Raw genomic sequence first — 25541 nt, forward strand, 5'->3', positions numbered from 1 at the left:
GCCAGCCGATCCACTCCAAGGGCGTGATGATCCTCACCGGCTACCTGGGCAGCCGCTACGCGCAGGAGTTTCCCCTGGCCATTTCTGCCAGCATCGCCTTGGAGCAGTCCTACGGGTACGTGGATGGCGACAGCGCGTCTCTGGGCGAGGCCTGCACCTTGATCTCGGCGCTGTCGAAGATGCCGCTCAAGCAGTGTTTCGCGATCACCGGCTCGATCAATCAGTTCGGTGAAGTGCAGGCTGTGGGAGGCGTCAACGAGAAGATCGAGGGCTTCTTCCGTCTGTGCGAGGCCCGTGGCCTGACCGGCGAGCAGGGCGCAATCATTCCCCAGGCCAACGTGGCCACACTGATGCTCGACGAAAAGGTCCTGCAGGCGGTGCGCGACGGCAAGTTCCACGTCTACGCCGTGCGCCAGGCCGACGAGGCGCTGAGCCTGCTGGCGGGCGAGCCTGCCGGTGAGCCTGACGAGAACGGCGCGTTCCCCGAGGGCAGCATCAACGCCCGTGTGGTGGAGCGGCTGCGGGTCATTGCGGAAATGATCAGCGAAGAAGACCTCAAGGAAGCTGAAAAGGAACAGGCGCTGGAAGAGCTGGTCGAGGTCCGGCCGACGGTGTAGATCCCTGTAGGGTCACGGGACAGCTGGCGGGCAGAGCCACCCGTCAGCTGAACCAGGGCCAGCGGTCAATCCCTTCTATGCTCCAATCATGATCCCTCGCGAGCCGCCCCCGGCTCTACGGGGCAATGATGTATGCCAGAGGAGGGTGGCCATGGCCCGCAGCCTGAGCCTCAACCGTCAATGCCTGGGCCTGATGACCCGGATCGAATGCAGTGTTCGCCCACTGGCGGGAGAGAATGGCCTGTGGACGCTGTTGTTCGCTGCCGGGATGGCGGGTGAGCAACCCAGCGCACTCAAGGCGCAAGGCCCTTTCCATGGCCCGCTGGCTGCCGAAGCGGTGCTGGAAGCCATCGTCGACAGCCTGACGCTGCACGGTTACAGCCTCAGCGATGACCCACAGATGTGGGCCGTGCACCTGCAACGCCAGTTGCGCGCACTCAATGGGCTTCGTGGCACGCCGAGCGTTCGCTACCGGCTCCCTGAACACTGACCTGCCTGCATAGCACACGGCTGCGACACACCGTCGCACGTCGTGATTTGTCATGGGCGTGGCTATAATCGGCTCCAATTTCCACCACCCTGTGAGCCTCAATGGAACGCTTCATCGAAAAAACCATGTACGCCTCGCGCTGGTTGCTGGCGCCGATCTACGTCGGCCTGTCGCTGGGACTGCTGGCGCTGGCCCTGAAATTCTTCCAGGAAATCTTCCACGTCCTGCCCAACATCTTCGCCATGGCCGAATCCGAAGTGATTCTGGTGCTGCTCTCGCTCATCGACATGGCGCTGGTGGGCGGTCTGCTGGTGATGGTGATGATTTCCGGCTATGAGAACTTCGTTTCGCAGCTGGACATCGAAGATGGCGTAGAGAAGCTCAGCTGGCTGGGCAAGATGGATTCCTCTTCCCTGAAGATGAAGGTAGCCGCCTCGATCGTTGCCATTTCCTCCATCCACCTGTTGCGCGTGTTCATGGATGCCAAGAACATCGAGCCGCAGTACCTGATGTGGTACGTGATCATCCACATGACCTTCGTCGTCTCGGCCTTCGCCATGGGCTATCTGGACAAGCTGACCAAGCACTGAGGCCACCTGTGCCGCGCGCTGGCACAGCCCGCGCTGCTGAAGTGCGGGCACGCAGTGTGCTAGTCTGCTCGCCCTTTTATCCGGGCGCGCCCTTCATCCCCGCATGAAGACCCTGGCGCGGCCCCGCAGCGGAGCAGTGTGATGTCCGAAGTACAATTGTCGACCGACGAAACCCGCGTGAGCTATGGCATTGGCCGCCAGTTGGGCGGCCAGCTGCGCGACAACCCGCCACCGGGCGTAAGCCTGGAAGCCATTCTGGTTGGCCTGACCGACGCGTTCCGTGGCCATGAGAGCCGTGTGAGCGAAGAAGAGCTGAATGCCAGCTTCAAGGTCATCCGCGAGATCATGCAGGCCGAGCAGCAGGCCAAGGCCGAAGCCGCAGCAGGCGAAGGCAAGGCGTACCTGGCAGAAAATGCCAAGCGTGCCGAAATCACCACCACGGCCAGTGGCCTGCAGTACGAAGTGCTGAGCACCGGCGAAGGCAGCAAGCCGTCCGGCGACAGCACCGTGCGCGTTCACTACCACGGCACCCTGACCGACGGCACTGTGTTCGACAGCTCCTACAACCGTGGCGAGCCGGCCGAGTTCCCGGTCAACGGCGTGATCGCTGGCTGGACCGAAGCCCTGCAACTGATGCCTGCCGGCAGCAAATGGCGCGTGCACGTTCCTAGCGAACTGGCCTACGGCGCCCAAGGCGTCGGTAGCATCCCGCCACACAGCGTGCTGGTGTTCGACGTGGAACTGCTGGAAGTCCTGTAACGCCTCGGGGTAATCCAGAGGCACCGCACGACCGCCGACGCGGCTCGCGCCGCTGCTACACAGACACGCGCTCCTGTAGCAGCGGCGCAAGCCGCGTCCGCCCCATCGCGATCCCCCGCCTCACGCATCCCCCTGTAGCAGCGGCGCAAGCCGCTTCCGACCCCATCGCGATCCCCACCCCACCACGATTCCCCGCTTCACGCGTACCCCTGTAGCAGCGGCGCAAGCCGCGTCGGCGGTACATGCGTTCCCTCAGACACCCCGCACCCTCAATGCAATTCCCCCATTGGCCGCAATGCGCGGGCGTAGCAGAACAGAAAGAGGTTGCGCACCAACTCCTTCAACACCACAGGCTCGCTGGAGCTCAAACCATGCAGATCCAGATCCCCCTGATCACGCAGTTCATCCAACGCGTCTTCGCCGAGCACGGCACAGACTTCGCCAGTATCACGATGCAGGATGCGCAGGTAGGGATGTGGGCGGTCCAGCCAGGCGTCGATCAGATAGGTCATGGCAATTCTCCTTGAAAGGTTTCAATGAGAATAATTCTTATTCAAATAATAGCAAGAGACTATTTGCCATCGCCGGGCATTGCGCCCCTGAAAGCCATGCCGGCCGCCTCACGACGGCTCGGACCGCTGGTCGGGCTGGACGTCAGACCTTGCGCACGAACTCGGACTTGAGCTTCATGGCGCCGATGCCATCGATCTTGCAATCGATATCATGGTCACCGTCGCACAGGCGAATGTTCTTCACCTTGGTACCGACCTTGACCACCAGCGAAGAGCCCTTGACCTTGAGGTCCTTGATCACGGTGATGGTGTCACCGTCAGCCAAAACGTTGCCCACCGAATCCTTGATTACCAAGGCATCGCCGTCGGCACTTTCTTCGCCGGTTGCCGACCATTCATGGCTGCATTCAGGGCAGATCAGCTGGGTGCCGTCTTCGTAGGTGTATTCGGATTGGCATTTGGGGCAGGGCGGCAGCGTGCTCACGAGATTCCTCGAGGTAGAGAATAAAGGCACGCAGTATATAGGGTTTTTGCAGGCGAAGCCCTTGTAGGAAAGGGCTACCGCAGAGAGGGGCAGTTGTGGGAGCGGGGCGGGCGGCGAGCCCTCTGCCCGCGAAGGGCGCACCACCGAATCAGTGCGTACGCGCCACCGCAAACTCGCTGAGCTCGATCAATGCATCCCGATACTGGCTGGCAGGCAGCACTTCGAGCTGGGCAATGGCCTTGGCCACATAATCGCGGGCCAGACGCGCGGTGTAATCCAGGGCCCCGCAGTCCTCGACCGCCACACGGATGCGTTCCAGATCCTCGATCCCGCCTTTCTGGATTGCCTGCCGCACCAGCGCGGCCTGTTCGGCGTTACCTTCGCGCATGGTGTAGATCAGCGGCAAGGTCGGCTTGCCCTCCGCCAGGTCGTCACCCACGTTCTTGCCCAGGGTCTCGGCGTCGCCGCGATAATCGAGCAGGTCGTCGACCAGCTGGAACGCCACACCCAGGTGGTCGCCAAACGTGCGCAGCGCCTCGCACTGTTCGGCGCTGGCGCCGGTGAGCGCTGCAGCACTGTGCGCCGAAGCTTCGAAGAGCATCGCAGTCTTGCCGCGGATCACTTCCATGTAGATCTCTTCGGTGGTGCTGGCGTCCCGTACCTTGGACAACTGCAGCACTTCGCCCTCGGCGATGATGCGCGTGGCGTGTGAAAGAATCTTCATCACCGACATCGAGCCCAGCTCGACCATCATTTCGAAGGAGCGCGAATAGAGGAAGTCGCCGACCAGCACGCTCGGAGCATTTCCCCACTTGGCGTTGGCGGTGGAGCGGCCGCGACGCATGCCGGACATGTCGACCACGTCATCGTGCAGCAGGGTCGAGGTGTGCAGCAGCTCGATGGTGGCCGCCAGCAGGCGCAGGTCATCGCTTTGATGGCCCAGGGCTTTGCCAGCGAGCAACACCAGCAGCGGGCGCAGGCGCTTGCCTCCGGAGGAGGTAATATAGTCGCTGATCGTCGATACCAGCGGCACACGCGAGGTCAGCTGCTTCTTGATGATCTCGTCGACGGCGCTGAAATCGTCCGCCACCGCGCGGTAGAAAGCTTGGGGTTGCATCAGCGAGAGTCGCTCCAGAAGGGTTGCGCGGCATGCTAGGACGCGGGTTGGAGCGTGTCAAGGCGCGTCCGTGGCCTGCAGCGCCCGTATGCCGGGCAGGAAGCTGGTCGTGAACCTGCGGCGGCATCGTTTTGCCCGCAGCGCCCAACCGTTCGGGCGACTGGCGGCCTCTTGTCAGCGGTTCATGGCTTGCGTACAATCGCGCACCCTGAACTTCCTGGGCAGCACCTGCCTTACGCAATTGCATTTGGGGCGTTCCAACCCATGCAGCCATGCCAGCCGACACTCTACTTATAAAGAGCTGGGTGAGCAGGATTATCGGAGAAATACCATGTCGTACGCAGTAATCGTTACCGGTGGCAAGCAATACAAGGTCGCCCCAGGTGAATACCTGAAGATCGAAAAACTGGAAATCGCCACCGGCGAATCCGTTACCTTTGATCGCGTTCTGTTGGTCGCCAATGGCGACGACGTGAACATCGGCGCTCCAGTGGTTGCCGGCGCTACCGTTGTGGCTGAAGTGATTTCCCAAGGTCGTCACGATAAGGTCCGCATCATCAAGTTCCGTCGTCGTAAGCACCACATGAAGCGCATGGGCCACCGCCAGTGGTACACCGAGATCAAAATCACCGGTATTCAGGCGTAATTTCAGCCTAATTCCTCACTAGGAGAATTGACTCATGGCACACAAAAAAGCTGGTGGTAGTACCCGTAACGGTCGCGACTCAGAAGCCAAACGCCTTGGCGTGAAGATGTATGGCGGCCAGGCTATCATCCCAGGCAACATCATCGTGCGTCAGCGCGGCACCCAATTCCACGCTGGCTACGGCGTTGGCATGGGTAAAGATCACACCCTGTTCGCGAAAGTCGCAGGCGTGATCAAGTTCGAAGTAAAGGGCGCCTTCGGTCGTCGTTACGTGAGCGTTGTCGCAGCCTAATCGCGACGTCGCTGGAGAAGCCCTGTCTTGCGACGGGGCTTTTTCGTTTATGGAGTGAGTCTCTTGCAAAGGTTTGCATGGGCTGTCGGTACGTGAGTCATTGACGGGTTTGCCGCGCTCATTTTTGCAAGAGCCTTACGTTTCAGGTTCATTGGCTCGCCCTGGCGGCGAGAGGCGTATTTTTAATGAAGTTTGTAGATGAAGTGTCCATCCGCGTGAAGGCGGGTGATGGTGGCAACGGCTGCATGAGTTTTCGCCGCGAAAAATTCATCGAGAATGGCGGCCCCAACGGCGGCGACGGTGGTGATGGCGGCTCGATCTACATGATCGCCGACGAAAACCTCAACACCCTGGTCGACTACCGTTATACCCGTCACTTCGATGCCGAGCGCGGCGCCAACGGCGGCAGCACCGACTGCACCGGCAAGAAGGGTGAAGACCTGGAGTTGCGCGTGCCGGTAGGTACCACGGTGATCGACGCCTCCACTCAGGAAGTCATCGGTGACCTGGTCAAGGCTGGTCAGCGCCTGCTCGTGGCCCATGGTGGCTGGCACGGCCTGGGCAACACCCGATTCAAATCCAGCACCAACCGTGCACCGCGCCAGACCAGCCCAGGCAAGCCAGGCGAGCAGCGCGATCTCAAGCTGGAGATGAAAGTGCTGGCTGACGTCGGTCTGCTGGGTCTGCCCAATGCCGGTAAAAGCACCTTTATTCGCTCGGTGTCTGCAGCCAAGCCCAAGGTGGCCGATTACCCGTTCACCACTCTGGTCCCCAACCTGGGCGTGGTGAGTGTCGACCGCTGGAAGAGCTTCGTCGTGGCCGACATTCCGGGCCTGATCGAGGGGGCTTCCCATGGTGCCGGTCTGGGCATCCGCTTCCTCAAGCATCTGGCGCGTACCCGCATTCTGCTGCATCTGGTCGACATGGCGCCGCTGGATGAAACCAGTGCTGCCGACGCCGCCGAAGTGATCGTCAACGAACTGGTCAAATTCAGCCCGTCACTGGCCGAGCGCGAGCGTTGGCTGGTGCTCAACAAGTGCGACCAGATCCTGGAAGAAGAGCACGAAGAGCGCGTCAAGGAGATCGTCGATCGCCTGGAGTGGGAAGGTCCGGTCTATGTGATCTCGGCCATCGCCAAGGAAGGTACCGAGCGTCTGAGTCGCGACATCATGCGCTACCTGGAAGACCGTGCCGACCGTCTGGCCCGCGATCCGGGCTATGCCGACGAGCTGGCCGAGCTCGATCAGCGCATCGAAGACGAAGCGCGCGCCCAGCTGCAGGCGCTGGACGACCAGCGCGCGCTGCGTCGCAGCGGCGTGAAGAGCGTCCACGACATCGGCGATGACGACGACTGGGACGAAGAAGACGCCGAGGACGGCCCGGAAATCATCTACGTCCGCGACTAGTGCGCATGGGTGCAGGTTCCGCTCCTGTAGGAGCGGTCCGCGGCCGCGAAGGGCGCACCGCGGTGTGCCTGGCACTCCACGGTGTCTTCTTCGCGGCCGATGACCGCTCCCACAGTGATCTCCAGTGTTAAACTAAACGCCGCTCACCATGAGCGGCGTTTTTGTTTTTCTACCGGGCAAAGGTTGGCAGATGATGCGGAGCAAGGTGACGGGCGCGCAGCGCTGGGTCGTGAAGATCGGCAGTGCGCTGCTGACCGCGGACGGCAAGGGGCTGGATCGCGCGGCGATGGGCGTATGGGTCGAGCAGATGGTTGCTTTGCACAACGCCGGGGTCGAGTTGGTACTGGTGTCTTCGGGTGCAGTGGCGGCCGGCATGAGTCGCCTCGGCTGGGCCAAGCGCCCCAGCGGCATGCACGAATTGCAGGCGGCTGCGGCTATCGGCCAGATGGGTCTGGTGCAGGCCTGGGAGTCGAGCTTCGCCGAGCATGGCCGGCACACCGCCCAGATTCTCCTGACCCACGACGACCTGTCCGATCGCAAGCGCTACCTCAATGCGCGCAGCACGCTGCGTACGCTGGTCGAGCTGGGCGTGGTGCCGGTCATCAACGAAAACGATACCGTGGTCACCGACGAGATCCGCTTCGGTGACAACGACACCCTGGCTGCTCTGGTGGCCAACCTGGTGGAAGCGGACCTGTTGGTCATTCTCACCGATCGCGACGGCATGTTCGATGCCGACCCGCGCACCAATCCCGATGCCCAACTGATCTTCGAAGCGCGCGCCGACGACCCGTCGCTCGACGCCGTCGCCGGTGGTACCGGCGGTGCGCTGGGTCGCGGCGGCATGCAGACCAAGTTGCGCGCCGCGCGCCTGGCTGCGCGCTCCGGAGCGCACACGGTGATCGTCGGTGGTCGTATCGAGCGTGTGCTCGATCGGCTCAAGGCCGGTGAGCGCCTGGGTACGCTGCTGTCGCCCGAGCGTGAAATGCTGGCTGCGCGCAAGCAGTGGCTCGCCGGGCATCTGCAGACTCGTGGCACTCTGGTGCTCGACGACGGGGCCGTGCAGGCCCTGACCGGTGGCCACAAGAGTCTGCTGCCGGTGGGCGTGAAAGTGGTGCAGGGCAGCTTCAGGCGCGGTGAGATGGTAGTGTGCGTGGCGCCGGATGGTCGCGAAGTCGCCCGCGGCCTGGCCAACTACAGTGCGCTCGAAGCACAGAAAATCATCGGTCAGTCGTCGGACGTCATCGAGCGCTTGCTGGGCTACATGGCCGAGCCCGAGCTGGTACACCGCGACAACCTGATCCTCGTTTGACCCCTACAGGAACGTTTCGATGAATGTGCTCAAGGCTTTCGCGGCCACCCTATTGTGCTTACCGATGCTGGCGAATGCCGAGGAAATCGGTCAGGTGTCCACGGTGTTCAAGGTTGTCGGTCCCAATGATCGGATCGTCGTCGAAGCATTCGATGACCCCAAGGTGCCGGGTGTGACCTGCTACCTGTCGCGGGCCAAGACGGGCGGGGTGAAAGGTGGTCTGGGCTTGGCCGAAGACCGCGCTGAGGCGTCCATCGCCTGTCGTCAGGTCGGGCCGATCCAGTTGCCGGACAACTTGAAGGAAGGCGAGGAGGTGTTCAAGGAGCGCACGTCGCTGGTGTTCAAGACCATGCAGGTGGTGCGCTTTCACGACAAGAAGCGCAACGCCCTTGTGTACCTGGTCTACAGCGACCGCATGATCGAAGGCAGCCCGCAGAACGCCGTGACCGCCATCCCCATTCGTCCCTGGACCACCGAATAATTGCGATGTGCCTTTCGCGACCGATAACCGCTCCTACGGATACGCACCACCGTAGGAGCGGTCATCGGCCGCGAAAGGGGCCACATCGATATTGCCTCTTTCATACAGGCACAAAAAAGCCGACCCTGAGGTCGGCTTTTTCTACATCGTACAGCTGATCAGGCAGCAGCAGCCTGGTTCAGTGCTTTGATGTGGCCATTCAGACGGCCTTTGTGACGAGCAGCCTTGTTCTTGTGGATGATGCCTTTATCGGCCATACGGTCGATAACTGGCACGGCCAGAACATAAGCAGCTTGTGCTTTTTCGGCGTCTTTTGCGTCGATGGCTTTGACTACATTCTTGATGTAGGTGCGAACCATGGAACGCAGGCTGGCGTTGTGGCTGCGACGCTTCTCAGCCTGTTTTGCACGTTTTTTGGCGGAAGGTGAGTTGGCCACCGTCGAGCTCCTCGAAAGACTTTTTGAAATAGCAAACAAATAAGGCCGCGAATCATGCCCATCAACGAGTTGGTTGTCAAGGGTACGTGAAACGATCCGCTAAGTGGTCGGTCGGTGTCGAAGTGATTCACTTCTGGCCCGTGACCTGTACACTCGCGAGGTTTTGGCTCTGCCTGCTGATGCGGCGCGGAGTATCGCACACCTGGGCCGGATATGGGCCTGCTCTTCGTCAACGGGCATGAAAAACTTTCGATGAATCTACTCAAATCCCTGGCCGCGGTCAGCTCCATCACCATGGTTTCGCGGGTGCTGGGCTTCATCCGCGACACCATCATTGCGCGCATCTTCGGCGCCGGCATGGCCACCGACGCCTTTTTCATCGCCTTCAAGCTGCCGAACCTGTTGCGCCGGATCTTCGCCGAGGGCGCGTTCTCCCAGGCCTTCGTGCCGATTCTCGCCGAGTACAAGAACCAGCAGGGCGAGGAGGCCACGCGTACCTTCATTGCCTACGTCGCCGGCCTGTTGACCCTGGCCCTGGCGCTGGTCACGGTGGCCGGGATCCTGGCCGCACCCTGGGTCATCTGGGCCACCGCGCCAGGCTTCGCCGACACGCCGGAGAAATTCCATCTCACCACCGACCTTCTGCGGGTGACCTTTCCTTATATATTGCTGATCTCGCTGTCGTCCTTCGTCGGTGCGATCCTCAATACCTACAACCGCTTTTCGGTGCCGGCCTTCACGCCTACGCTGCTCAACGTGTCGATGATCCTGTTCGCGCTGTTCCTCACGCCGTATTTCGATCCGCCGGTGATGGCGCTCGGCTGGGCGGTCCTGGCGGGCGGACTGGCGCAGCTGCTGTATCAACTGCCGCATCTGAAACGACTCGGCCTGCTGGTACTGCCGCGTCTGAGTCTGCGCGACACCGGCGCGGTGCGCGTGATGAAGCAGATGCTGCCGGCCATTCTCGGGGTGTCGGTCAGCCAGATATCGCTGATCATCAACACCATCTTTGCCTCTTTTCTGGTAGCAGGCTCGGTCTCGTGGATGTACTACGCCGACCGTCTGATGGAGCTGCCTTCGGGGGTGCTGGGGGTGGCGCTGGGTACCATTCTGTTGCCGACCCTTTCCAAGACCTACGCCAACAAGGACCGCCATGAGTACTCGCGCATCCTCGACTGGGGGCTGCGTCTGTGCTTCGTGCTGGTGCTGCCTTGCGCCGTGGCCCTGGCATTGCTCGCCGAGCCGTTGACCGTGGCCCTGTTCCAGTACGGTAAATTTACCGCGCTGGATGCGGCCATGACCCAGCGCGCGCTGATCGCCTATTCCATCGGTCTGCTGGGCATCATCCTGATCAAGGTGCTGGCGCCGGGTTTCTATGCCCAGCAGAACATCCGTACACCGGTAAGGATCGCCCTCTTTACGCTGGTGGCCACGCAGGTCTTCAACCTGATGTTCATCAGCCACCTGCAGCACGCTGGCCTGGCGCTGGCCATCAGCCTGGGTGCCTGCCTGAACGCCGGGCTGCTGTATTGGAAGCTGCGCCAGCAGGACCTGTTTCAGCCGCAACCCGGCTGGACCGTCTTTTTATGCAAGCTGGGCATCGCCGTGCTGGCCATGGCCGCCGCCTTGCTGGTATTGCTGCAGTACATGCCGGCATGGGCTGACGGCCAGATGCTCGAACGCTTCCTGCGCCTGGGGCTGCTGGTGTTGACAGGCGTGCTAGTGTATTTCGGAATGTTGTTGGCCATGGGCTTCCGCCTCAAGGACTTCGCCCGCCGCGGGCTGGCCTGATCCTTGGATTCCAGCGGTTTTGTGCATTAGCGAACATCCAAGCACGCTGTTGCCTGTCGTCGGCGCGTGGGTATGGTTATAATCGACCACTTTATGAGCAAGAAGCGCGTTATGCAGCTGGTTCGAGGCCTTCACAATCTGCGGCCCCAGCATCGGGGCTGCGCCGCCACCATTGGCAATTTCGACGGTGTCCACCGCGGCCATCAGGCTATCCTGGCGCGGCTGCGCGAGCGTGCCCGTGAGTTGGGCGTGCCCAGCTGCGTGGTGATCTTCGAGCCCCAGCCGCGCGAATACTTCAGTCCGCAGACCGCGCCGGCCCGCCTGGCCCGGTTGCGCGACAAGGTGCAGCTGCTGGCCGACGAACAGGTCGACCTGGTGCTGTGCCTGGCTTTCAACAAGCGCCTGAGCCAGCTCAGCGCCTCGGAGTTCGTCGACACCATCCTGATCGACGGCCTGGGCGTGAAGCATCTGGAAGTCGGCGACGACTTTCGTTTCGGCTGCGACCGGGCAGGGGACTTCGATTTCCTGACCCAGGCCGGCAGCCTTCAAGGCTTCACCGTCGAGGCGGCGCAGACCGTTGAACTGGACGGCCAGCGGGTGAGCAGCACCCAGGTCCGCAAGGCCTTGGCGGCGGCCGATTTCGAACGTGCCGAGCAACTGCTCGGCCGACCCTTCTGCATCGAAGGAAGGGTCCTGCATGGGCAGAAGCTGGCCCGCCAACTGGGCTGGCCCACTGCCAATGTGCAACTCAAGCGCCGTCGCGTGCCGCTGACCGGGGTCTACCTGGTGAGTGTCGACATCGATGGCAAGACCTGGCCGGGAGTCGCCAACATAGGCGTGCGGCCAACCGTTGCAGGTGATGGCAGTGCCCACCTGGAAGTGCATTTGCTGGACTTTGCCGGTGACCTCTATGGCCGGCATTTAACGGTGGCGTTCCACCACAAGCTGCGTGATGAGCAGCGTTTCGCCTCGCTGGAGGCGCTGAAGTCGGCGATCGATGCGGATGTCGCCGCCGCGCGTGCCCACTGGGCCAAGCCAACCGCTTAAATTGAAGAGCCTGAAATGACCGACTACAAAGCCACGCTAAACCTTCCGGACACCGCCTTCCCAATGAAGGCCGGCCTGCCCCAGCGCGAGCCGCAAACTCTGCAGCGCTGGGACAGCATTGGCCTGTACCAGAAGCTTCGCGAAATTGGCAAGGACCGTCCCAAGTTCGTCCTGCACGACGGCCCGCCCTATGCCAACGGCAATATTCACATCGGTCATGCGGTCAACAAGATCCTCAAGGACATGATCATCCGTTCCAAGACCCTGGCCGGCTTCGATGCGCCGTACGTGCCGGGCTGGGACTGCCATGGCCTGCCGATCGAGCACAAGGTCGAGGTCACCCACGGCAAGAACCTGGGCGGCGACAAGACCCGCGAACTGTGCCGTGCCTATGCCAGCGAGCAGATCGAAGGCCAGAAAGCCGAGTTCATCCGTCTGGGCGTGCTAGGCGACTGGGCCAACCCGTACAAGACCATGAACTTCACCAACGAGGCCGGCGAGATCCGCGCCCTGGCGGAAATGGTCCGCAACGGTTTCGTGTTCAAGGGTCTGAAGCCGGTGAACTGGTGCTTCGACTGCGGTTCGGCCCTGGCCGAGGCCGAGGTCGAGTATGCCGACAAGAAATCGCCGACCATCGACGTCGCCTTCCCGATCGCCGATCAGCAAGCGCTGGCCGATGCCTTCGGTCTGCCAGGCCTGGAGAAACCGGCCAGCATCGTGATCTGGACCACCACCCCGTGGACCATCCCGGCCAACCAGGCGCTCAACGTGCATCCCGAAATCACCTACGCGCTGGTCGACGTCGGTGACCGCCTGCTGGTGCTCGCCGAAGAACTGGTGGAAAGCAGCCTGGCCCGCTACAACCTGCAAGGCTCGGTCGTCGCCACCACCGTGGGCGCCAAGCTGGAGCTGATCAACTTCCGTCATCCGTTCTACGATCGTCTGTCGCCGGTGTACCTGGCCGACTACGTCGAGCTGGGTGCCGGGACGGGCGTGGTGCACAGCGCCCCGGCCTATGGTGTCGACGACTTCGTCACCAGCAAGCAATACGGTCTGACCAACGACGACATCATCAGCCCGGTGCAGAGCAACGGCGTGTACGTCGAATCGCTGCCGTTCTTCGGTGGCCAGTTCATCTTCAAGGCCAACCAGAACATCGTCGACAAGCTGGTCGAAGTCGGCGCGCTGATGCACACCGAAGTGGTCAGCCACAGCTACATGCACTGCTGGCGTCACAAGACCCCGCTGATCTACCGCGCCACCGCGCAGTGGTTCGTGGGCATGGACAAACCGCCGGTCGAAGGCGACACCCTGCGCGAACGCGCGGTGAAAGCCATCGAAGACACCAAGTTCGTCCCGGCCTGGGGGCAGGCGCGCCTGCACTCGATGATCGCCAACCGTCCCGACTGGTGCATCTCGCGCCAGCGCACCTGGGGCGTGCCGATCCCGTTTTTCCTCGACAAGGCCACCGGTGAACTGCACCCGCGCACCGTAGAGCTGATGGAAGAGGTGGCCAAGCGCGTCGAAGTCGAAGGCATCGAAGCCTGGTTCAAGATGGACCCGGCCGAGCTGCTGGGCGACGAGGCGGCCAACTACGACAAGATCAGCGACACGCTGGACGTCTGGTTCGACTCGGGCACCACCCACTGGCACGTGCTGCGCGGCTCGCACCCGATGGGTCATGAAAGCGGCCCGCGCGCCGACCTGTACCTGGAAGGTTCCGACCAGCACCGTGGCTGGTTCCATTCCTCGTTGCTGACCGGTTGCGCCATCGACAACCACGCGCCTTACCGCGAGCTGCTGACCCACGGTTTCACCGTGGACGAGAACGGCCGCAAGATGTCCAAGTCGCTGGGCAACGTCATCGCCCCGCAGAAGGTCAACGACACCCTAGGCGCCGACATCATGCGTCTGTGGGTTTCGGCCACCGACTATTCGGGCGAAATGGCCGTGTCGGATACCATCCTGCAGCGCAGTGCCGATGCCTATCGTCGCATCCGCAACACCGCACGCTTCCTGCTCTCGAACCTCAGCGGCTTCAACCCGGCCACTGACCTGCTGCCAGCCGATCAGATGATCGCCCTCGACCGCTGGGCCGTGGACCGTGCTCTGCTGCTGCAGCGCGAACTGGAAGAGCATTACGGCGAGTACCGTTTCTGGAACGTCTACTCCAAGGTGCACAACTTCTGCGTGCAGGAGCTGGGGGGTTTCTACCTCGACATCATCAAGGACCGTCAGTACACCACCGGCGCCAACAGCGTCGCCCGTCGCTCCTGCCAGACCGCGCTGTACCATATCAGCGAGGCGCTGGTGCGCTGGATCGCACCGATCCTGGCGTTCACCGCCGACGAGCTGTGGCAGTACCTGCCCGGCGAGCGCAATGAGTCGGTGATGCTCAACACCTGGTACCAGGGCCTGAGCGAGCTGCCCGAGGGCTTCGAGCTGGACCGTGCCTACTGGGAGCGGGTGATGGCGGTGAAGACTGCGGTCAACAAGGAAATGGAAAACCAGCGCGCGGCCAAGGCCATCGGCGGCAACCTGCAGGCCGAAGTGACGCTGTACAGCGAAGACGCTCTGAACACCGACCTGGCCAAACTGGGCAACGAGCTGCGCTTCGTGCTGATCACCTCGGGCGCCACCCTGGCGCCGTTCGCTCAGGCTCCGGCCGATGCGGTGGTCACCGATGTGGCGGGCCTGAAGCTCAAGGTAGTCAAGTCGGGTGGCGTCAAATGCGCGCGTTGCTGGCACTTCCGCGATGACGTGGGCGTGAACCCCGAGCATCCGGAAATCTGCGGTCGCTGCGTCGACAACATCAGCGGTGATGGCGAGGTGCGCCACTATGCCTGATTCGTCGGCGTCTTTCGGTCGCTACGGTCACTTGAAGTGGCTGTGGCTCAGCGTGCTGGTCATGGCGCTGGACCAGGCCACCAAGTTCTATTTCGACGGCAACCTGCAGATGTATGAGCAGATCGTGGTCATTCCCGACCTGCTCAGCTGGACCCTTGCCTACAACACCGGCGCCGCCTTCAGCTTCCTGGCTGACAGCGGCGGCTGGCAGCGCTGGCTGTTCACCCTGATCGCCGTGGTGGTCAGTGTGGTGCTGGTGGTGTGGCTCAAGCGTCTGGGCCGCGGCGACACCTGGCTGGCAATTGCCCTGGCGCTGGTACTGGGCGGGGCGGTAGGCAACCTGTTCGACCGCGTCGTGCTGGGCCACGTGGTCGATTTCATTCTGGTGCATTGGCAGGATCGCTGGCGTTTCCCGGCGTTCAACCTGGCCGACAGTGCCATCACCGTCGGTGCGATCATGCTGGCGTTGGATATGTTCAAGAGCAAGAAAAGCGGAGAAGCGGTGCATGACTGAACAGCGAATCAGGGAAAACACCGAAGTGACCCTGCACTTCGCCCTGCACCTGGAAAACGGTGATACCGTCGACAGCACATTCGACAAGTCGCCGGCGACTTTCAAGGTCGGCGACGGCAACCTGTTGCCAGGCTTCGAAGCGGCCCTGTTCGGCTTCAAGGCCGGCGACCGACGCACCGTCAAGGTGCTGCCGGAAAACGCTTTCGGCCAGCCCAACCCGCAGAACGTGCAGGTCATGCCGGCATCGCAGTTCGAGGGCATGGAGTTGTCCGAAGGGTTGCTGGTGATCTTCAACGACGCCGCCAACACCGAGCTTCCGGGCGTGGTGAAGGCATTCGACGACCGTGAAGTGACGGTAGACTTCAACCACCCCCTGGCAGGCAAGACCCTGACCTTCGAGGTGGAAATTCTTTCGGTCACGGCCCTTTAAGGGCACCGAGGCAAGCATGCAAATCAAACTCGCCAATCCCCGCGGCTTCTGCGCGGGTGTGGACCGAGCGATCGAGATCGTCAACCGCGCGCTGGAAGTCTTCGGCGCACCGATCTACGTCCGTCACGAAGTGGTGCACAACAAGTTCGTGGTCGAAGACCTGCGCAACCGTGGTGCCATCTTCGTCGATGAACTCGACCAGGTGCCCGACGACGTCATCGTCATCTTCAGCGCCCATGGCGTCTCCCAGGCCGTGCGTCAGGAAGCGGCCGGACGCGGGCTCAAGGTGTTCGACGCGACCTGCCCGCTGGTCACCAAGGTGCACATCGAAGTGGCCCGCTACAGCCGCGACGGACGTGAGTGCATTCTCATCGGCCACGCCGGACACCCGGAAGTGGAAGGCACCATGGGCCAGTACGACGCCAGCAACGGAGGCGCCATCTACCTGGTCGAAGACGAGGAAGACGTGGCCAACCTGAAGGTCGTCAATCCGGAAAACCTCGCCTTCGTCACCCAGACGACGTTGTCGATGGACGACACCAGCCGGGTCATCGACGCATTGCGTGCGCGCTTCCCGGCCATCGGCGGACCGCGCAAGGACGACATCTGCTACGCCACGCAAAACCGTCAGGACGCGGTCAAGATCCTGGCCGACGAGTGCGACGTTGTGCTGGTGGTCGGCAGTCCGAACAGCTCCAACTCCAACCGCCTGCGTGAGCTGGCCGAACGCATGTCCACCCCGGCGTACCTGATCGACGGCGCCGAAGACATGCAGCAAGGCTGGTTCGACGGCGTGCAGCGCATCGGCATCACCGCCGGCGCCTCGGCACCCGAAGTGCTGGTGCGCGGCGTCATCGAGCAACTGCATGCCTGGGGCGCGACCGGTGCCGACGAACTGATCGGCCGGCCGGAGAACATCACGTTCTCGATGCCCAAGGAATTGCGGGTCAAGGCGATTACCTAGGCCATCGGGTGCACAGGTTGGCACTGTCAGGATCCGGCTTATCGGTAATCCTGACCCTGCCGGCCCAGCTGATTACCACACGCCAACGCAGCTTGAGACGCTTCGGGTCGCATATGAACAACGATCCCAGATTTGATTGACGTCCTACCCCCGCAGGTGCACCGAAGCTGTTGAAGCGCACCTCCTCGCGTACCCATCTATTGCCGACGATAGGGACTTTGCCATCCAGCTTGTGAGCGTGGAGCCTCAAGCCGCGTCTATCAATCAAGGTTGTCCAGCCGTGCCCCCAACCTTCGCGGGAGGCTCTCACCACGACGGGACTATGCCGAAGGATGGCTTCAAGACGAGCGGTACGAAGCGTTTGCGCCAGTTCCTGTGCCACCATTTTTCCTTGCTGCTCCTGCAACAGGCTGTGTAAGGCTGGCACGGCAATCGCCCCCAATATCCCCACCACTGCCAGCACTACCACCAGCTCCACCAATGTCACTCCCTTGCTGTCCATGCCAACCCTCCCTGGGTTTCTGTGCAACAGGCGCTGATCCCTCTAGAACAACCGTATATCCTGTGCGCCCAGCGAACTGCGCGAGCGCTGGTTTATAGTCAGTGCTCCTGGGGGAGGCGTCCAATGCGGCATGGTTACAAGGGGTTTACGCTGGTCGAGCTGATGGTGACGATCGCGGTGCTGGCCATCCTGGTGACCGTGGGGATTCCATCGTTCGTTACCTTGATGAACAACACCAAAGCGGACACTGAATCCACGGACTTGTATCGGGCACTCAACTATGCGCGGCTCGAGGCGATCAACAGGGGTGTAAGCGTACGTGTTACGCCTTCCACTGCGAACGACTGGACGAGTCGTCTCGATATTCAGGTCGTCAACGCAGGTGCAGTAACCAACCCGGCATTGCGAGTGATCGCACCCATGGCAACGGCAGCTGTCGTTACACCCAAGAACATTGCCAACATCGAGTACAACAATTTGGGCGCGATGGCCAACCCAGTCACGGCAGTGGCGTTTTCCTATGTCCGAGGCACCTTCACCAAGGCCATCGGTGTTTGCATTAACGGGCGGGTGATACTAGGGGGCACTTGTCCATGAACATGCGCATTGGGCAAACAGGAGTCAGCCTGATCGAGGTTCTGGTTTCGCTGCTGATCATGGGCATCGGTCTGCTGGGAGCTGCAGCCTTGCAGCTCAACGCTCTCAAGTTTACCGACAGTTCGGCGCTTACCAGTCAAGCCAGCTTCATCGCCTACGACATGATGGACCGCATCAGGGCCAACCCGGACGGCAACTATGCGCTGGCCAACCTTGATGCTGCGCCAACGGGCAACACCAACGATACCCGAGCACAAGACCTCGCCGACTTCGCCGCGAATGCCAAAGCCATCGGCGGGGTCAGTGCCGGCAGCAGCATCGCTGTAAACAACCGCGTCGTCACCATCACCCTGCAATGGAGCGATGTGCGTGCGACCAACGCGGCGAGCGTCTCCGGTGTACAGAGCAACGGCGATGGCCTGCAGACGTTCACATTGACGAGTCGCGTGGCCATCGATAAGGGGATCAAATGAGACGCTCATCTCGAGGCATCGGCCTCATAGAGCTCATGGTCGCCATGACGTTGGGTCTGGTCATCGTGCTGGGCGTCACCCAGATATTTCTTGCGGCCAGAAATACCTATCAAAGCCAGAATGCCGCAGCGAACATTCAGGAAGATGGACGCTTTCTGATGAGCAAGATGGCCCAGGAAATCCGCATGACAGGGTTTTTTGGCTGCCAGGCAAATCCGCTCGACAGCACGCCTACCAAAGACTTCACAGCCGCCTATGCTGCGCCGATTACCATTACCCGTGGCGCCAACAACAGCGTGATTCTTACGCTGATCACCGCTGACGTGGGCAATAACGGTACCAATGCCGACTGGAACATTCTTACAGACTGCCGCAGTTTTTCGACGGCTTACGTACCAGCGGACATGCCTGCTGCGGTCGTTGGTCAACAGGTTATTCCGATACGACGCATCGTCTACACCTTCAGCAGCAATCAGGTCAGGTCGGGTAACGTAGCGACGGATGTACAACCGTTGATCGGCAACGTATTGGCGTTCGATGTGACCTTCGGCATGGCCTCATCAGCAGCCAACCCCAACGCCAGCACCTATGTAGCTACCCCCACCAACTACGACCTCATTCGCAGTGTGCGTATCAGTCTGCAAGTGGCGGATCAGGCTGCTGCGCCAAACTCGCGCGCGCAAACCCGAACATTCAATACAGTAATTGCGCTGAGGAATCGGCTGCTGTGACGAGGCGCTCATGATGTATCGATCCGCTGATCCTTATTCAGGCAGGCAACAAGGCATGACGCTGGTGGTCTGCCTGGTGTTTCTGTTGCTGCTGACTTTGATAGGCGTCTCGTCTATGCAGAATGCCACCTTGCAGGAAAAGATGGCGGGCAGCGTCACCTTGCGCAATGGGTCTTTCCAGATAGCCGAAGCCATGCTTCGTCTCGGCGAAAACACCGTCAAGCCCGCCGCCTATACGCTGGGCTTCTGCCAAGATGCTGCCACCTGTGCGCCACCCACTACGGCCGGCACGATAGGTACTAACACTTACAGTGCGGCCAACGGTGTGGTGTGGACTCAGTCCGGACAGGGCTATTACGCGATTCAAAAGGTGGGCACTACCAATAACCCAGCGATCATCGCCAGTGGGCTGCCGATCAATACCCAGAAAACATACTACGAGCTGTATCGCATCACCGGGGTGGGTATCCAGGGGACTTCGCGCACCGTGTTGGAGAGTATTTATGCCAAGCAGAAGTAGTAGGCACGACATGTTCAAACTCGTGCTGGGCCTGCTGGCTGGTCTGTATGTCAGCGCGCCATTATATGCATTCACGCCCTCTGACTCGCCTCTGCTGAGTTCAGGATCGGTTGCGCCTAACGTCATGTTGCTGGTGGACGATTCCGGCAGTATGGATAACCTCATTCGTGCCACCGGGTTCGATCAGTCCGTGACACGTACCCAGATTTACATTTGTGGGTACAGCAACTCCTGCAACCAGTATTACAACGTCGACATGGATAACGAGAACCTGTTCTACAGCTCGTTCCGACAAGGGGCTTGTTCCCTGAATTATTCCGGCTTTCTGCGTCCCAACGGAGTCAAGTACTGCCTTCGCCTACCCGACCCGGTAGGCAACGGCAACACTCGCTATTCGGCCCGGTACATTTCGTACCTCATCGATCAGTTGCCCAGTGGTACAACAACTAAAAACTATACCGATAACTCGATTCCACAGGACTATCGCATCAACGTGGCGCGCGCTGCAGCTTCTGCGATCGTCGATGCCAATCGGACGTTGCGCATCGGTTTGGCGACTTTCAATCCGCCGCGCTCGGGCGACTCTGGCCCCGGCGGTTTCATATCGCGCAACGTCGCTGATATCAGCACCACCACGTCGGCAGGCCCTGCCAACTACAGAGCACTGCAGAGTGCGATTGACGACTTGGGCTCCATCGCCAACACGCCATTGGCAGAAACCTACTACGAGATCACGCGCTACTTCAGGGGCCTAACGCCTTATTACAACAGTACGCCAAGCACCTACACGAGCCCGATCCAATACCGTTGTCAGAAGAACTATGGCGTGGTCATTACCGATGGTCTGCCGACCTACGATCGTACGTTTCCTAATAATGATCCACTGGGCGGCTCTCGCCTCCCGAACTGGGACGGCAATAGCGCCAATGATGGAGACAACCTCAACGGCGACGGCGAGGGCGATACGCTTTATCTCGACGACATAGCGAAATTTGCCTACGACATCGACATGCGCTCAGGCGGCACTGATGCTGCTGGGAAAAGTTGGGATGCGGCAGATTTTCCCAAGCAGAACATGTCTACCTATACGGTAGGTTTTGCGGCCAATAACCAGATGCTCAGGGATGCCGCCGAGCTTTATGGCCAAGGTAAGTATTACCAGGCAACCGATGCTGCCGGGCTGAGTACCGCGTTGACCGCCGCGCTTAACGACATCGCCTCCAAGGCAGGTTCCGGTGGCGGAGCCACCGTCAACTCGGTGAACCTGACTGCGTCCAGCCAGTATTACCAAACGTTTTACGATCCAACCGACTGGCGCGGAACGGTTCGTGCCTACGGCCTGGACGCCACGGGCTCGCCTACTTCCACCGTGTTATGGTCGACCGACAGCAAAGTCACTTCGGCTGGCAGCACCACGTTCCAGTCCTTCAATACCACCACGGCTCTGCCGATTACCCTGGCGCTGGGGAATTTTTCCCCTGCGCAGCAGGCTACGCTCGCTACGGGCCTGCCCAGTGGTGTTTCCAACAATGATCTGGTGGAGTGGACTAAAGGGACCAACAAGACAGGCTTGAAGGTTCGCTCGGTGTTGCTCGGCGATATCATCAACTCGCCGTTGGTCTATGCGTCGCCATTCGCCATTTCGGCCACGGATACCAAAGGTGATTTCAGCTACACCCAGTACCTGGACACCAAGGCTTCAACCATGTCCCCCAGCCTTGTCGTTGGCAGCAACGATGGCATGACAAGCGTGCTCAACACCGATGGGACGCGCCGATACGCCTATCTGCCCTCCAGTACGCTGTCCAATTTGCGTTATGTAGCCGACCCCACTTACATCAATGGTACAGGCCACAAGTTTCTCAACGATGGCCAGCTGACGGTTGCCGATGCGCAGATAGGCACCTCTTGGCGGACGCTTGCCTTGGGTGGGGTGGGCGCCGGCGGACGGACTTACTACGCGCTGCAGTTGTTTCAAGCTGGCAGCAACGCGGTCCGAGCGCTTTGGGAGATTTCGAACACCACCGCAAACTTCAGCAACATTGGCTATGCCTACGGCAAGCCTGAAGTTGCCCGTTTGAGTAATGGTAAATGGGCCGCCTTCATCTCCAATGGTTATGGCAGTACTTCTGGGCGAGCTTCGTTGTTTGTCGTTGATGTGTCCAACGGGCAGCTGATCAGTGAGATTCAAACGCCTGTGGTCGTTCCGGGAGAAACCGATAACGGTTTGTCCTCCGTGGCGCTGGAGGTCAATAGCCAAGGAGTCGTGCAATATGCCTATGGTGGCGACCTCAAGGGCCGCATGTGGAAGTTCGATTTCACCAGCACTACGAACGGTGCCGTGGGCTTTTCCGGTTCGCCATTGTTTACCGCTTCCGGCGGGGCAAGTCAGCCGATTACCGCACAGCCTACCATTGGCAGCTATACCCAAGGCCGGCAGATCATTTTCTTCGGTACTGGGAAGCTCAACGAAGTAGCTGATAAGACTACGACTGCCACTCAGGCCTTCTATGCAATCGTCGACGCCAACGGTTCAACCGCCAACTACACTGAGTCTTCATTACAACGCCAGACCATCACCAACATCACTGGCAACAAAGTCTATACCAGCCAGAACACGGTGGATTACAACACGCGCAAGGGGTGGTACATGCCGCTGACTTATGGCACCACGGCCACCGGCGAGCGAGTGTTGTATCCCGCGCTGCTACTCGATGGGCGTGTGTACTTCACGACGGCGATTCTGGACACGACCGATCCCTGCTCCAGCGCGGGTTCCAGCAAGTTGATGGAAGTGGATGCCGAGTCTGGTCAGCGGATCACCAACTTCAATATTTTCGGAGGGTTGGAGTCGACTTCGGGCCTGATCATTTCCGGCGGTCTGGTCAATACGGCATCCTTTGTGACCTACCAGGATGCCGCCGGCAACGATATGGTGGGCATTCAGACGCCGAACACCGGTGATAGCGGGCAGGGGCCTAGCGGAGGTGTCACCGATCCCGGCAGCAACATCAACCGCCGTATCATGTGGCAACAACGACAATGAGTGTTCGTATGCGCAGGCAACAAGGCTTTACCCTTATCGAATTGATGATCGTAGTCGCCATCGTCGGCATCCTCGCCGCCATCGCCTACCCCAGCTACACCGAGTACGTGAAGCGTACCCATCGGGTCGAGATCGGCCAGGTACTGGCCGAAGGTGCACAAAATTTCGAGAGGGGGTTCACTCGGACCGGCAGCTACGCCAACGTCGCAGACGTCGCGGGTAATGCCTGGTACAACATCGTGACGGTAAAGGACGCCACCACGTTCAGCCTGACGGCGGCGCCAAGGGCGGGCACCATGATGGTCGGTGACAAGTGCGGCAGTTTCGTCATCAACCAGACCGGCGCGCGGACCAACACCGGCATGGCCGCCGGCACCACTTCCGCCACCTGCTGGGGCCGCTGAGCCTTCTTTGGAATCGTTTGATGTCTGAGCATGTTCTGGTTGTCGGCGGCGGTGTCATTGGCCTGCTGACAGCCTATAACCTTGCCGCCCATGTGGATCGCGTCACCTTGATCGATCGCAGCGCGGTGGGCCAGGAGTCGTCCTGGGCGGGCGGCGGTATCGTTTCACCGCTGTATCCGTGGCGCTACAGCCCGGCAGTCACTGCCCTGGCGCATTGGTCACAGGATTTCTATCCACAGCTGGGGCAGCGTCTGGCTGCCGAGACGGGCATCGACCCTGAAGTGCACACGACCGGCTTGTACTGGTTGGACCTGGAGGATGAGGCCGAGGCGTTGGCCTGGGCCGAGCGCAATCGTCGGCCGCTGGCGGCTGTGGATATCCTTTCTACCTATGCCGCAGTGCCGGTGCTCGGGGCGGGGTTCGAGCGGGCGATTTACATGGCGGATGTCGCCAACGTGCGCAATCCACGGCTGGTGAAGGCGTTGAAAGCGGCGCTGAACGCCATGCCCAACGTGACCGTGCGTGAGCACTGTGAAGTGCAGGGTTTCGTGCTGGATGGCCCGCGTGTGATCGGTGTGCATTCAGCACAAGGCGAGCTGCTGGCCGATGAGGTGGTGCTGACTGCGGGAGCGTGGAGCGGTGAGTTGCTGCAGACCTTGGGTGTCGGCTTGCCGGTGGAGCCGGTCAAGGGCCAGATGATTCTGTACAAGTGCGCTGCCGACTTTCTGCCGAGCATGGTGCTGGCCAAGGGGCGTTATGCGATTCCCCGCCGGGATGGGCACATCTTGATTGGCAGCACGCTGGAGCATGCGGGCTTCGACAAGACCCCAACGCAGGAGGCGCTGGACAGCCTGATGGCCTCGGCGGTCGATCTGCTGCCAGCCTTGGCTGATGCCACGCCGGTGCGGCAGTGGGCCGGGCTGCGTCCGGGGTCGCCGGAGGGGGTGCCGTTCATTGGTCCGCTTCCGCGGCATCCGGGTCTGTGGCTGAACTGCGGGCATTACCGCAACGGGCTGGTGCTGGCGCCGGCTTCGTGTCGTCTGCTGGTGGACTTGATGGTGGGCCGTGACACCGTGATCGATCCAGCGCCTTACGCACCGCAGGACCGAATCGACCTATAACAGCGCCACAAACCCTGTAGCAGCGGCGCGAGCCGCGTCGGCGGTGCACGCGGTGGCAGGGAATCAATCCAGCCCGAGCTTCTTCAGGCGATAGCGCATCGAACGGAACGACATGTTCAGGCGCTGCGCCGCCGCCGTGCGGTTCCAGCGGGTTTCTTCCAGGGCTTGCAGGATGAGCTTGCGCTCCACGCTTTCCAGGTAATCTTCCAGGTTGTCGATCTGGGCCAGGCTGGGCTCCCCGGTCTCCACGCTGGACGCCGTTTCACTCAGGCGCAGGTCGCTCGCTTCGATGCGGTCGTCCTCACACAGGGTGTAGGCCCGCTCCAGCATGTTCTCCAGCTCCCGCACATTGCCGGGAAAGCGGTAGCCCTTGAGGGTTTCCAGGGCGGCGGGCGTCAACTGTGCGGCAGGCAGGCCGCTGCCTTGCGCCAGGCGCGCCAACACGCTGCTGGCCAGCAGCGGAATGTCTTCACGGCGCTCGCGCAGACAAGGCACGCGAAGCTCGATCACGTTGAGGCGATAGTACAGATCCTGACGAAAACGCTGGGCCGCCACTTCGGCTGCCAGGTCTTTATGGGTCGCGCTGAGAATACGCACATCGACCACGTTTTCGGTCTGCCCGCCCACTGCGCGCACGGCCTTCTCCTGAATGGCGCGCAGCAACTTCACCTGCATGGTCAGTGGCAGGTCGGCCACCTCGTCGAGAAACAGCGTGCCGCCGTGGGCGGCCTGAAACAGCCCCGGCTTGTCTTCGGTGGCGCCGGTGAAACTGCCCTTGCGATGGCCGAAGAACTCGCTCTCCATCAGTTCGGCCGGGATGGCCCCGCAGTTCACTGGAATGAACGGTCGATCGGCGCGCGGGCCTTGCTCGTGAATCAGCCGGGCGACCAGTTCCTTGCCGCTGCCTGACTCGCCACTGATGTAGACCGGCGCCTGGCTGCGCGCCAGACGGCCGATCTGCTTGCGCAGGCCGAGCATGGGAGGCGACTCGCCGAGCAGGCGTTGGTCGATGCTCGGTTCCTTGCCGGCAGCAGCGGGCGCTGGCATGCGCAGCGCGGCACCGACCAACTCGCGCAGGCGCGGTAGATCGACCGGTTTGGTGAGGAAATCGAAGGCGCCGGCCTTGAGTGCGTTGATCGCCGTATCCAGGCTGCCGAACGCGGTGATCATGGCCACCGGCAGGTGGGAGTAGCGCTGCTGGATGAATTGCACCAGCTCAAGACCGGTACCGTCGGGCAGGCGCATGTCGGTCAGGCACAGGTCGAACGATTCGCGACCCAGCCATTCGCGGGCTTCGGCGACATCGCGCGCACTGCGGGTTTCCAGCTTCATGCGGCCAAGGGTGATCTCCAGCAGTTCACGAATGTCCGGCTCGTCGTCCACGATCAGAATTTTTTGCCTGGCGCTCATA

The 25541-nt window shown here is 61.1% G+C and carries 28 protein-coding genes; 22 read left to right on the forward strand and 6 right to left on the reverse strand.

Going from position 1 to position 25541, the window contains the following annotated elements; all coding sequences use genetic code 11:
• The 4 genes from B2V21_RS05175 to B2V21_RS05190 form a co-directional block, all read left to right on the forward strand.
• On the forward strand, positions 1 to 617 hold a 617-nt coding region (locus B2V21_RS05175), incomplete at its 5' end, for a S16 family serine protease (RefSeq protein ID WP_286916226.1).
• 151 nt (positions 618 to 768) lie between these two features.
• Positions 769 to 1107, forward strand: coding sequence for a hypothetical protein (locus B2V21_RS05180; protein WP_286916227.1), 339 nt, complete (start codon positions 769 to 771; stop codon positions 1105 to 1107).
• A gap of 101 nt (positions 1108 to 1208) precedes the next feature.
• Positions 1209 to 1697 carry a TIGR00645 family protein gene (locus B2V21_RS05185; RefSeq protein WP_056844077.1) on the forward strand — a complete coding sequence of 163 codons (489 nt, stop codon included), beginning with the start codon at positions 1209 to 1211 and terminating at the stop codon, positions 1695 to 1697.
• A 141-nt stretch (positions 1698 to 1838) separates the two neighbouring features.
• Positions 1839 to 2456 (forward strand): FKBP-type peptidyl-prolyl cis-trans isomerase, encoded by a 618-nt coding sequence (locus B2V21_RS05190; RefSeq protein WP_049860939.1) that lies wholly within the window; start codon positions 1839 to 1841, stop codon positions 2454 to 2456.
• A gap of 269 nt (positions 2457 to 2725) precedes the next feature.
• On the opposite strand, the gene B2V21_RS05195 is transcribed toward B2V21_RS05190, so the two are convergent.
• From B2V21_RS05195 to B2V21_RS05205, 3 genes are all read right to left on the reverse strand, one after another.
• Positions 2726 to 2968 (reverse strand): hypothetical protein, encoded by a 243-nt coding sequence (locus tag B2V21_RS05195; RefSeq protein ID WP_043192798.1) that lies wholly within the window; start codon positions 2966 to 2968, stop codon positions 2726 to 2728.
• 142 nt (positions 2969 to 3110) lie between these two features.
• Positions 3111 to 3452 (reverse strand): zinc ribbon domain-containing protein YjdM, encoded by a 342-nt coding sequence (locus B2V21_RS05200; protein WP_056844078.1) that lies wholly within the window; start codon positions 3450 to 3452, stop codon positions 3111 to 3113.
• A 148-nt stretch (positions 3453 to 3600) separates the two neighbouring features.
• Positions 3601 to 4569 carry a polyprenyl synthetase family protein gene (locus tag B2V21_RS05205; RefSeq protein WP_049860949.1) on the reverse strand — a complete coding sequence of 323 codons (969 nt, stop codon included), beginning with the start codon at positions 4567 to 4569 and terminating at the stop codon, positions 3601 to 3603.
• A gap of 331 nt (positions 4570 to 4900) precedes the next feature.
• Here B2V21_RS05205 and rplU point away from each other — a divergent pair, with 331 nt between their 5' ends.
• The 5 genes from rplU to B2V21_RS05230 all read left to right on the forward strand — a co-directional run bounded on the left by rplU (position 4901) and on the right by B2V21_RS05230 (position 8706).
• Complete coding sequence (rplU, locus tag B2V21_RS05210; protein ID WP_003176051.1) at positions 4901 to 5215, forward strand: 50S ribosomal protein L21; 315 nt, start codon at positions 4901 to 4903, stop codon at positions 5213 to 5215.
• A 34-nt stretch (positions 5216 to 5249) separates the two neighbouring features.
• Complete coding sequence (rpmA, locus tag B2V21_RS05215) at positions 5250 to 5507, forward strand: 50S ribosomal protein L27 (protein WP_008371588.1); 258 nt, start codon at positions 5250 to 5252, stop codon at positions 5505 to 5507.
• Between the two features lie 185 nt (positions 5508 to 5692).
• Positions 5693 to 6913, forward strand: a complete 1221-nt coding sequence (gene cgtA, locus B2V21_RS05220) for an Obg family GTPase CgtA (protein ID WP_049860950.1) — start codon at positions 5693 to 5695, stop codon at positions 6911 to 6913.
• A 193-nt stretch (positions 6914 to 7106) separates the two neighbouring features.
• The gene (gene proB / locus B2V21_RS05225) at positions 7107 to 8225 is read left to right on the forward strand and encodes a glutamate 5-kinase (RefSeq protein WP_056844287.1); all 1119 of its coding nucleotides are present in this window, start codon (positions 7107 to 7109) and stop codon (positions 8223 to 8225) included.
• Between the two features lie 19 nt (positions 8226 to 8244).
• A complete protein-coding gene (locus B2V21_RS05230; protein ID WP_056844081.1) occupies positions 8245 to 8706 on the forward strand; it encodes a CreA family protein in 462 nt (153 codons plus the stop codon).
• Positions 8707 to 8864: 158 nt separating this feature from the next.
• Here B2V21_RS05230 and rpsT read toward each other — a convergent pair whose 3' ends face one another.
• The gene (gene rpsT / locus B2V21_RS05235; protein ID WP_043192805.1) at positions 8865 to 9143 is read right to left on the reverse strand and encodes a 30S ribosomal protein S20; all 279 of its coding nucleotides are present in this window, start codon (positions 9141 to 9143) and stop codon (positions 8865 to 8867) included.
• Positions 9144 to 9395: 252 nt separating this feature from the next.
• Between rpsT and murJ the strand changes: the two genes are divergently transcribed.
• From murJ to ispH, 6 genes are all read left to right on the forward strand, one after another.
• Positions 9396 to 10934 (forward strand): murein biosynthesis integral membrane protein MurJ, encoded by a 1539-nt coding sequence (gene murJ / locus B2V21_RS05240; RefSeq protein ID WP_286916228.1) that lies wholly within the window; start codon positions 9396 to 9398, stop codon positions 10932 to 10934.
• Positions 10935 to 11045: 111 nt separating this feature from the next.
• Positions 11046 to 11981: a bifunctional riboflavin kinase/FAD synthetase gene (gene ribF, locus B2V21_RS05245; protein WP_056844082.1), complete on the forward strand. Its 936-nt coding sequence runs from the start codon at positions 11046 to 11048 to the stop codon at positions 11979 to 11981.
• A 15-nt stretch (positions 11982 to 11996) separates the two neighbouring features.
• The gene (gene ileS / locus B2V21_RS05250) at positions 11997 to 14828 is read left to right on the forward strand and encodes an isoleucine--tRNA ligase (protein WP_286916229.1); all 2832 of its coding nucleotides are present in this window, start codon (positions 11997 to 11999) and stop codon (positions 14826 to 14828) included.
• Positions 14821 to 15342 carry a signal peptidase II gene (lspA, locus tag B2V21_RS05255; RefSeq protein ID WP_049860954.1) on the forward strand — a complete coding sequence of 174 codons (522 nt, stop codon included), beginning with the start codon at positions 14821 to 14823 and terminating at the stop codon, positions 15340 to 15342. Before ileS ends, lspA begins: the two co-directional genes overlap by 8 nt.
• Complete coding sequence (locus tag B2V21_RS05260; protein WP_043192809.1) at positions 15335 to 15772, forward strand: FKBP-type peptidyl-prolyl cis-trans isomerase; 438 nt, start codon at positions 15335 to 15337, stop codon at positions 15770 to 15772. The genes lspA and B2V21_RS05260 overlap by 8 nt, the downstream gene beginning before the upstream one ends.
• A gap of 16 nt (positions 15773 to 15788) precedes the next feature.
• Positions 15789 to 16736: a 4-hydroxy-3-methylbut-2-enyl diphosphate reductase gene (gene ispH / locus B2V21_RS05265; protein ID WP_049860956.1), complete on the forward strand. Its 948-nt coding sequence runs from the start codon at positions 15789 to 15791 to the stop codon at positions 16734 to 16736.
• Here ispH and B2V21_RS05270 read toward each other — a convergent pair.
• Positions 16729 to 17238, reverse strand: coding sequence for a GspH/FimT family pseudopilin (locus tag B2V21_RS05270; RefSeq protein WP_286916230.1), 510 nt, complete (start codon positions 17236 to 17238; stop codon positions 16729 to 16731). The genes ispH and B2V21_RS05270 overlap by 8 nt on opposite strands.
• A 123-nt stretch (positions 17239 to 17361) precedes the next feature.
• Between B2V21_RS05270 and B2V21_RS05275 the strand changes: the two genes are divergently transcribed.
• Genes B2V21_RS05275 through thiO form a run of 7 tightly spaced genes read left to right on the forward strand, consistent with a single transcriptional unit; the run spans position 17362 to position 24130 of the window.
• Positions 17362 to 17835: a GspH/FimT family pseudopilin gene (locus B2V21_RS05275; RefSeq protein WP_282349657.1), complete on the forward strand. Its 474-nt coding sequence runs from the start codon at positions 17362 to 17364 to the stop codon at positions 17833 to 17835.
• Complete coding sequence (gene pilV / locus B2V21_RS05280) at positions 17826 to 18308, forward strand: type IV pilus modification protein PilV (protein ID WP_414708360.1); 483 nt, start codon at positions 17826 to 17828, stop codon at positions 18306 to 18308. Before B2V21_RS05275 ends, pilV begins: the two co-directional genes overlap by 10 nt.
• The gene (locus tag B2V21_RS05285) at positions 18305 to 19039 is read left to right on the forward strand and encodes a PilW family protein (protein WP_286916232.1); all 735 of its coding nucleotides are present in this window, start codon (positions 18305 to 18307) and stop codon (positions 19037 to 19039) included. Before pilV ends, B2V21_RS05285 begins: the two co-directional genes overlap by 4 nt.
• 10 nt (positions 19040 to 19049) lie before the next feature.
• Entirely contained in the window at positions 19050 to 19559 is a 510-nt protein-coding gene (locus B2V21_RS05290) for a pilus assembly PilX family protein (protein ID WP_286916233.1), read from the forward strand.
• Positions 19543 to 22605: a pilus assembly protein gene (locus tag B2V21_RS05295; protein WP_376787127.1), complete on the forward strand. Its 3063-nt coding sequence runs from the start codon at positions 19543 to 19545 to the stop codon at positions 22603 to 22605. The genes B2V21_RS05290 and B2V21_RS05295 overlap by 17 nt, the downstream gene beginning before the upstream one ends.
• A gap of 8 nt (positions 22606 to 22613) precedes the next feature.
• Positions 22614 to 23009 carry a type IV pilin protein gene (locus tag B2V21_RS05300; protein WP_286916235.1) on the forward strand — a complete coding sequence of 132 codons (396 nt, stop codon included), beginning with the start codon at positions 22614 to 22616 and terminating at the stop codon, positions 23007 to 23009.
• A 20-nt stretch (positions 23010 to 23029) separates the two neighbouring features.
• The gene (thiO, locus tag B2V21_RS05305; protein WP_286916236.1) at positions 23030 to 24130 is read left to right on the forward strand and encodes a glycine oxidase ThiO; all 1101 of its coding nucleotides are present in this window, start codon (positions 23030 to 23032) and stop codon (positions 24128 to 24130) included.
• A gap of 63 nt (positions 24131 to 24193) precedes the next feature.
• On the opposite strand, the gene B2V21_RS05310 is transcribed toward thiO, so the two are convergent.
• Positions 24194 to 25540 carry a sigma-54-dependent transcriptional regulator gene (locus tag B2V21_RS05310; protein ID WP_286916237.1) on the reverse strand — a complete coding sequence of 449 codons (1347 nt, stop codon included), beginning with the start codon at positions 25538 to 25540 and terminating at the stop codon, positions 24194 to 24196.
• Position 25541 lies beyond the last annotated feature (1 nt).

The sequence above is a fragment of the Pseudomonas sp. UBA6276 genome (assembly GCF_002438365.1).
GTDB lineage: Bacteria > Pseudomonadota > Gammaproteobacteria > Pseudomonadales > Pseudomonadaceae > Aquipseudomonas > Aquipseudomonas coleopterorum.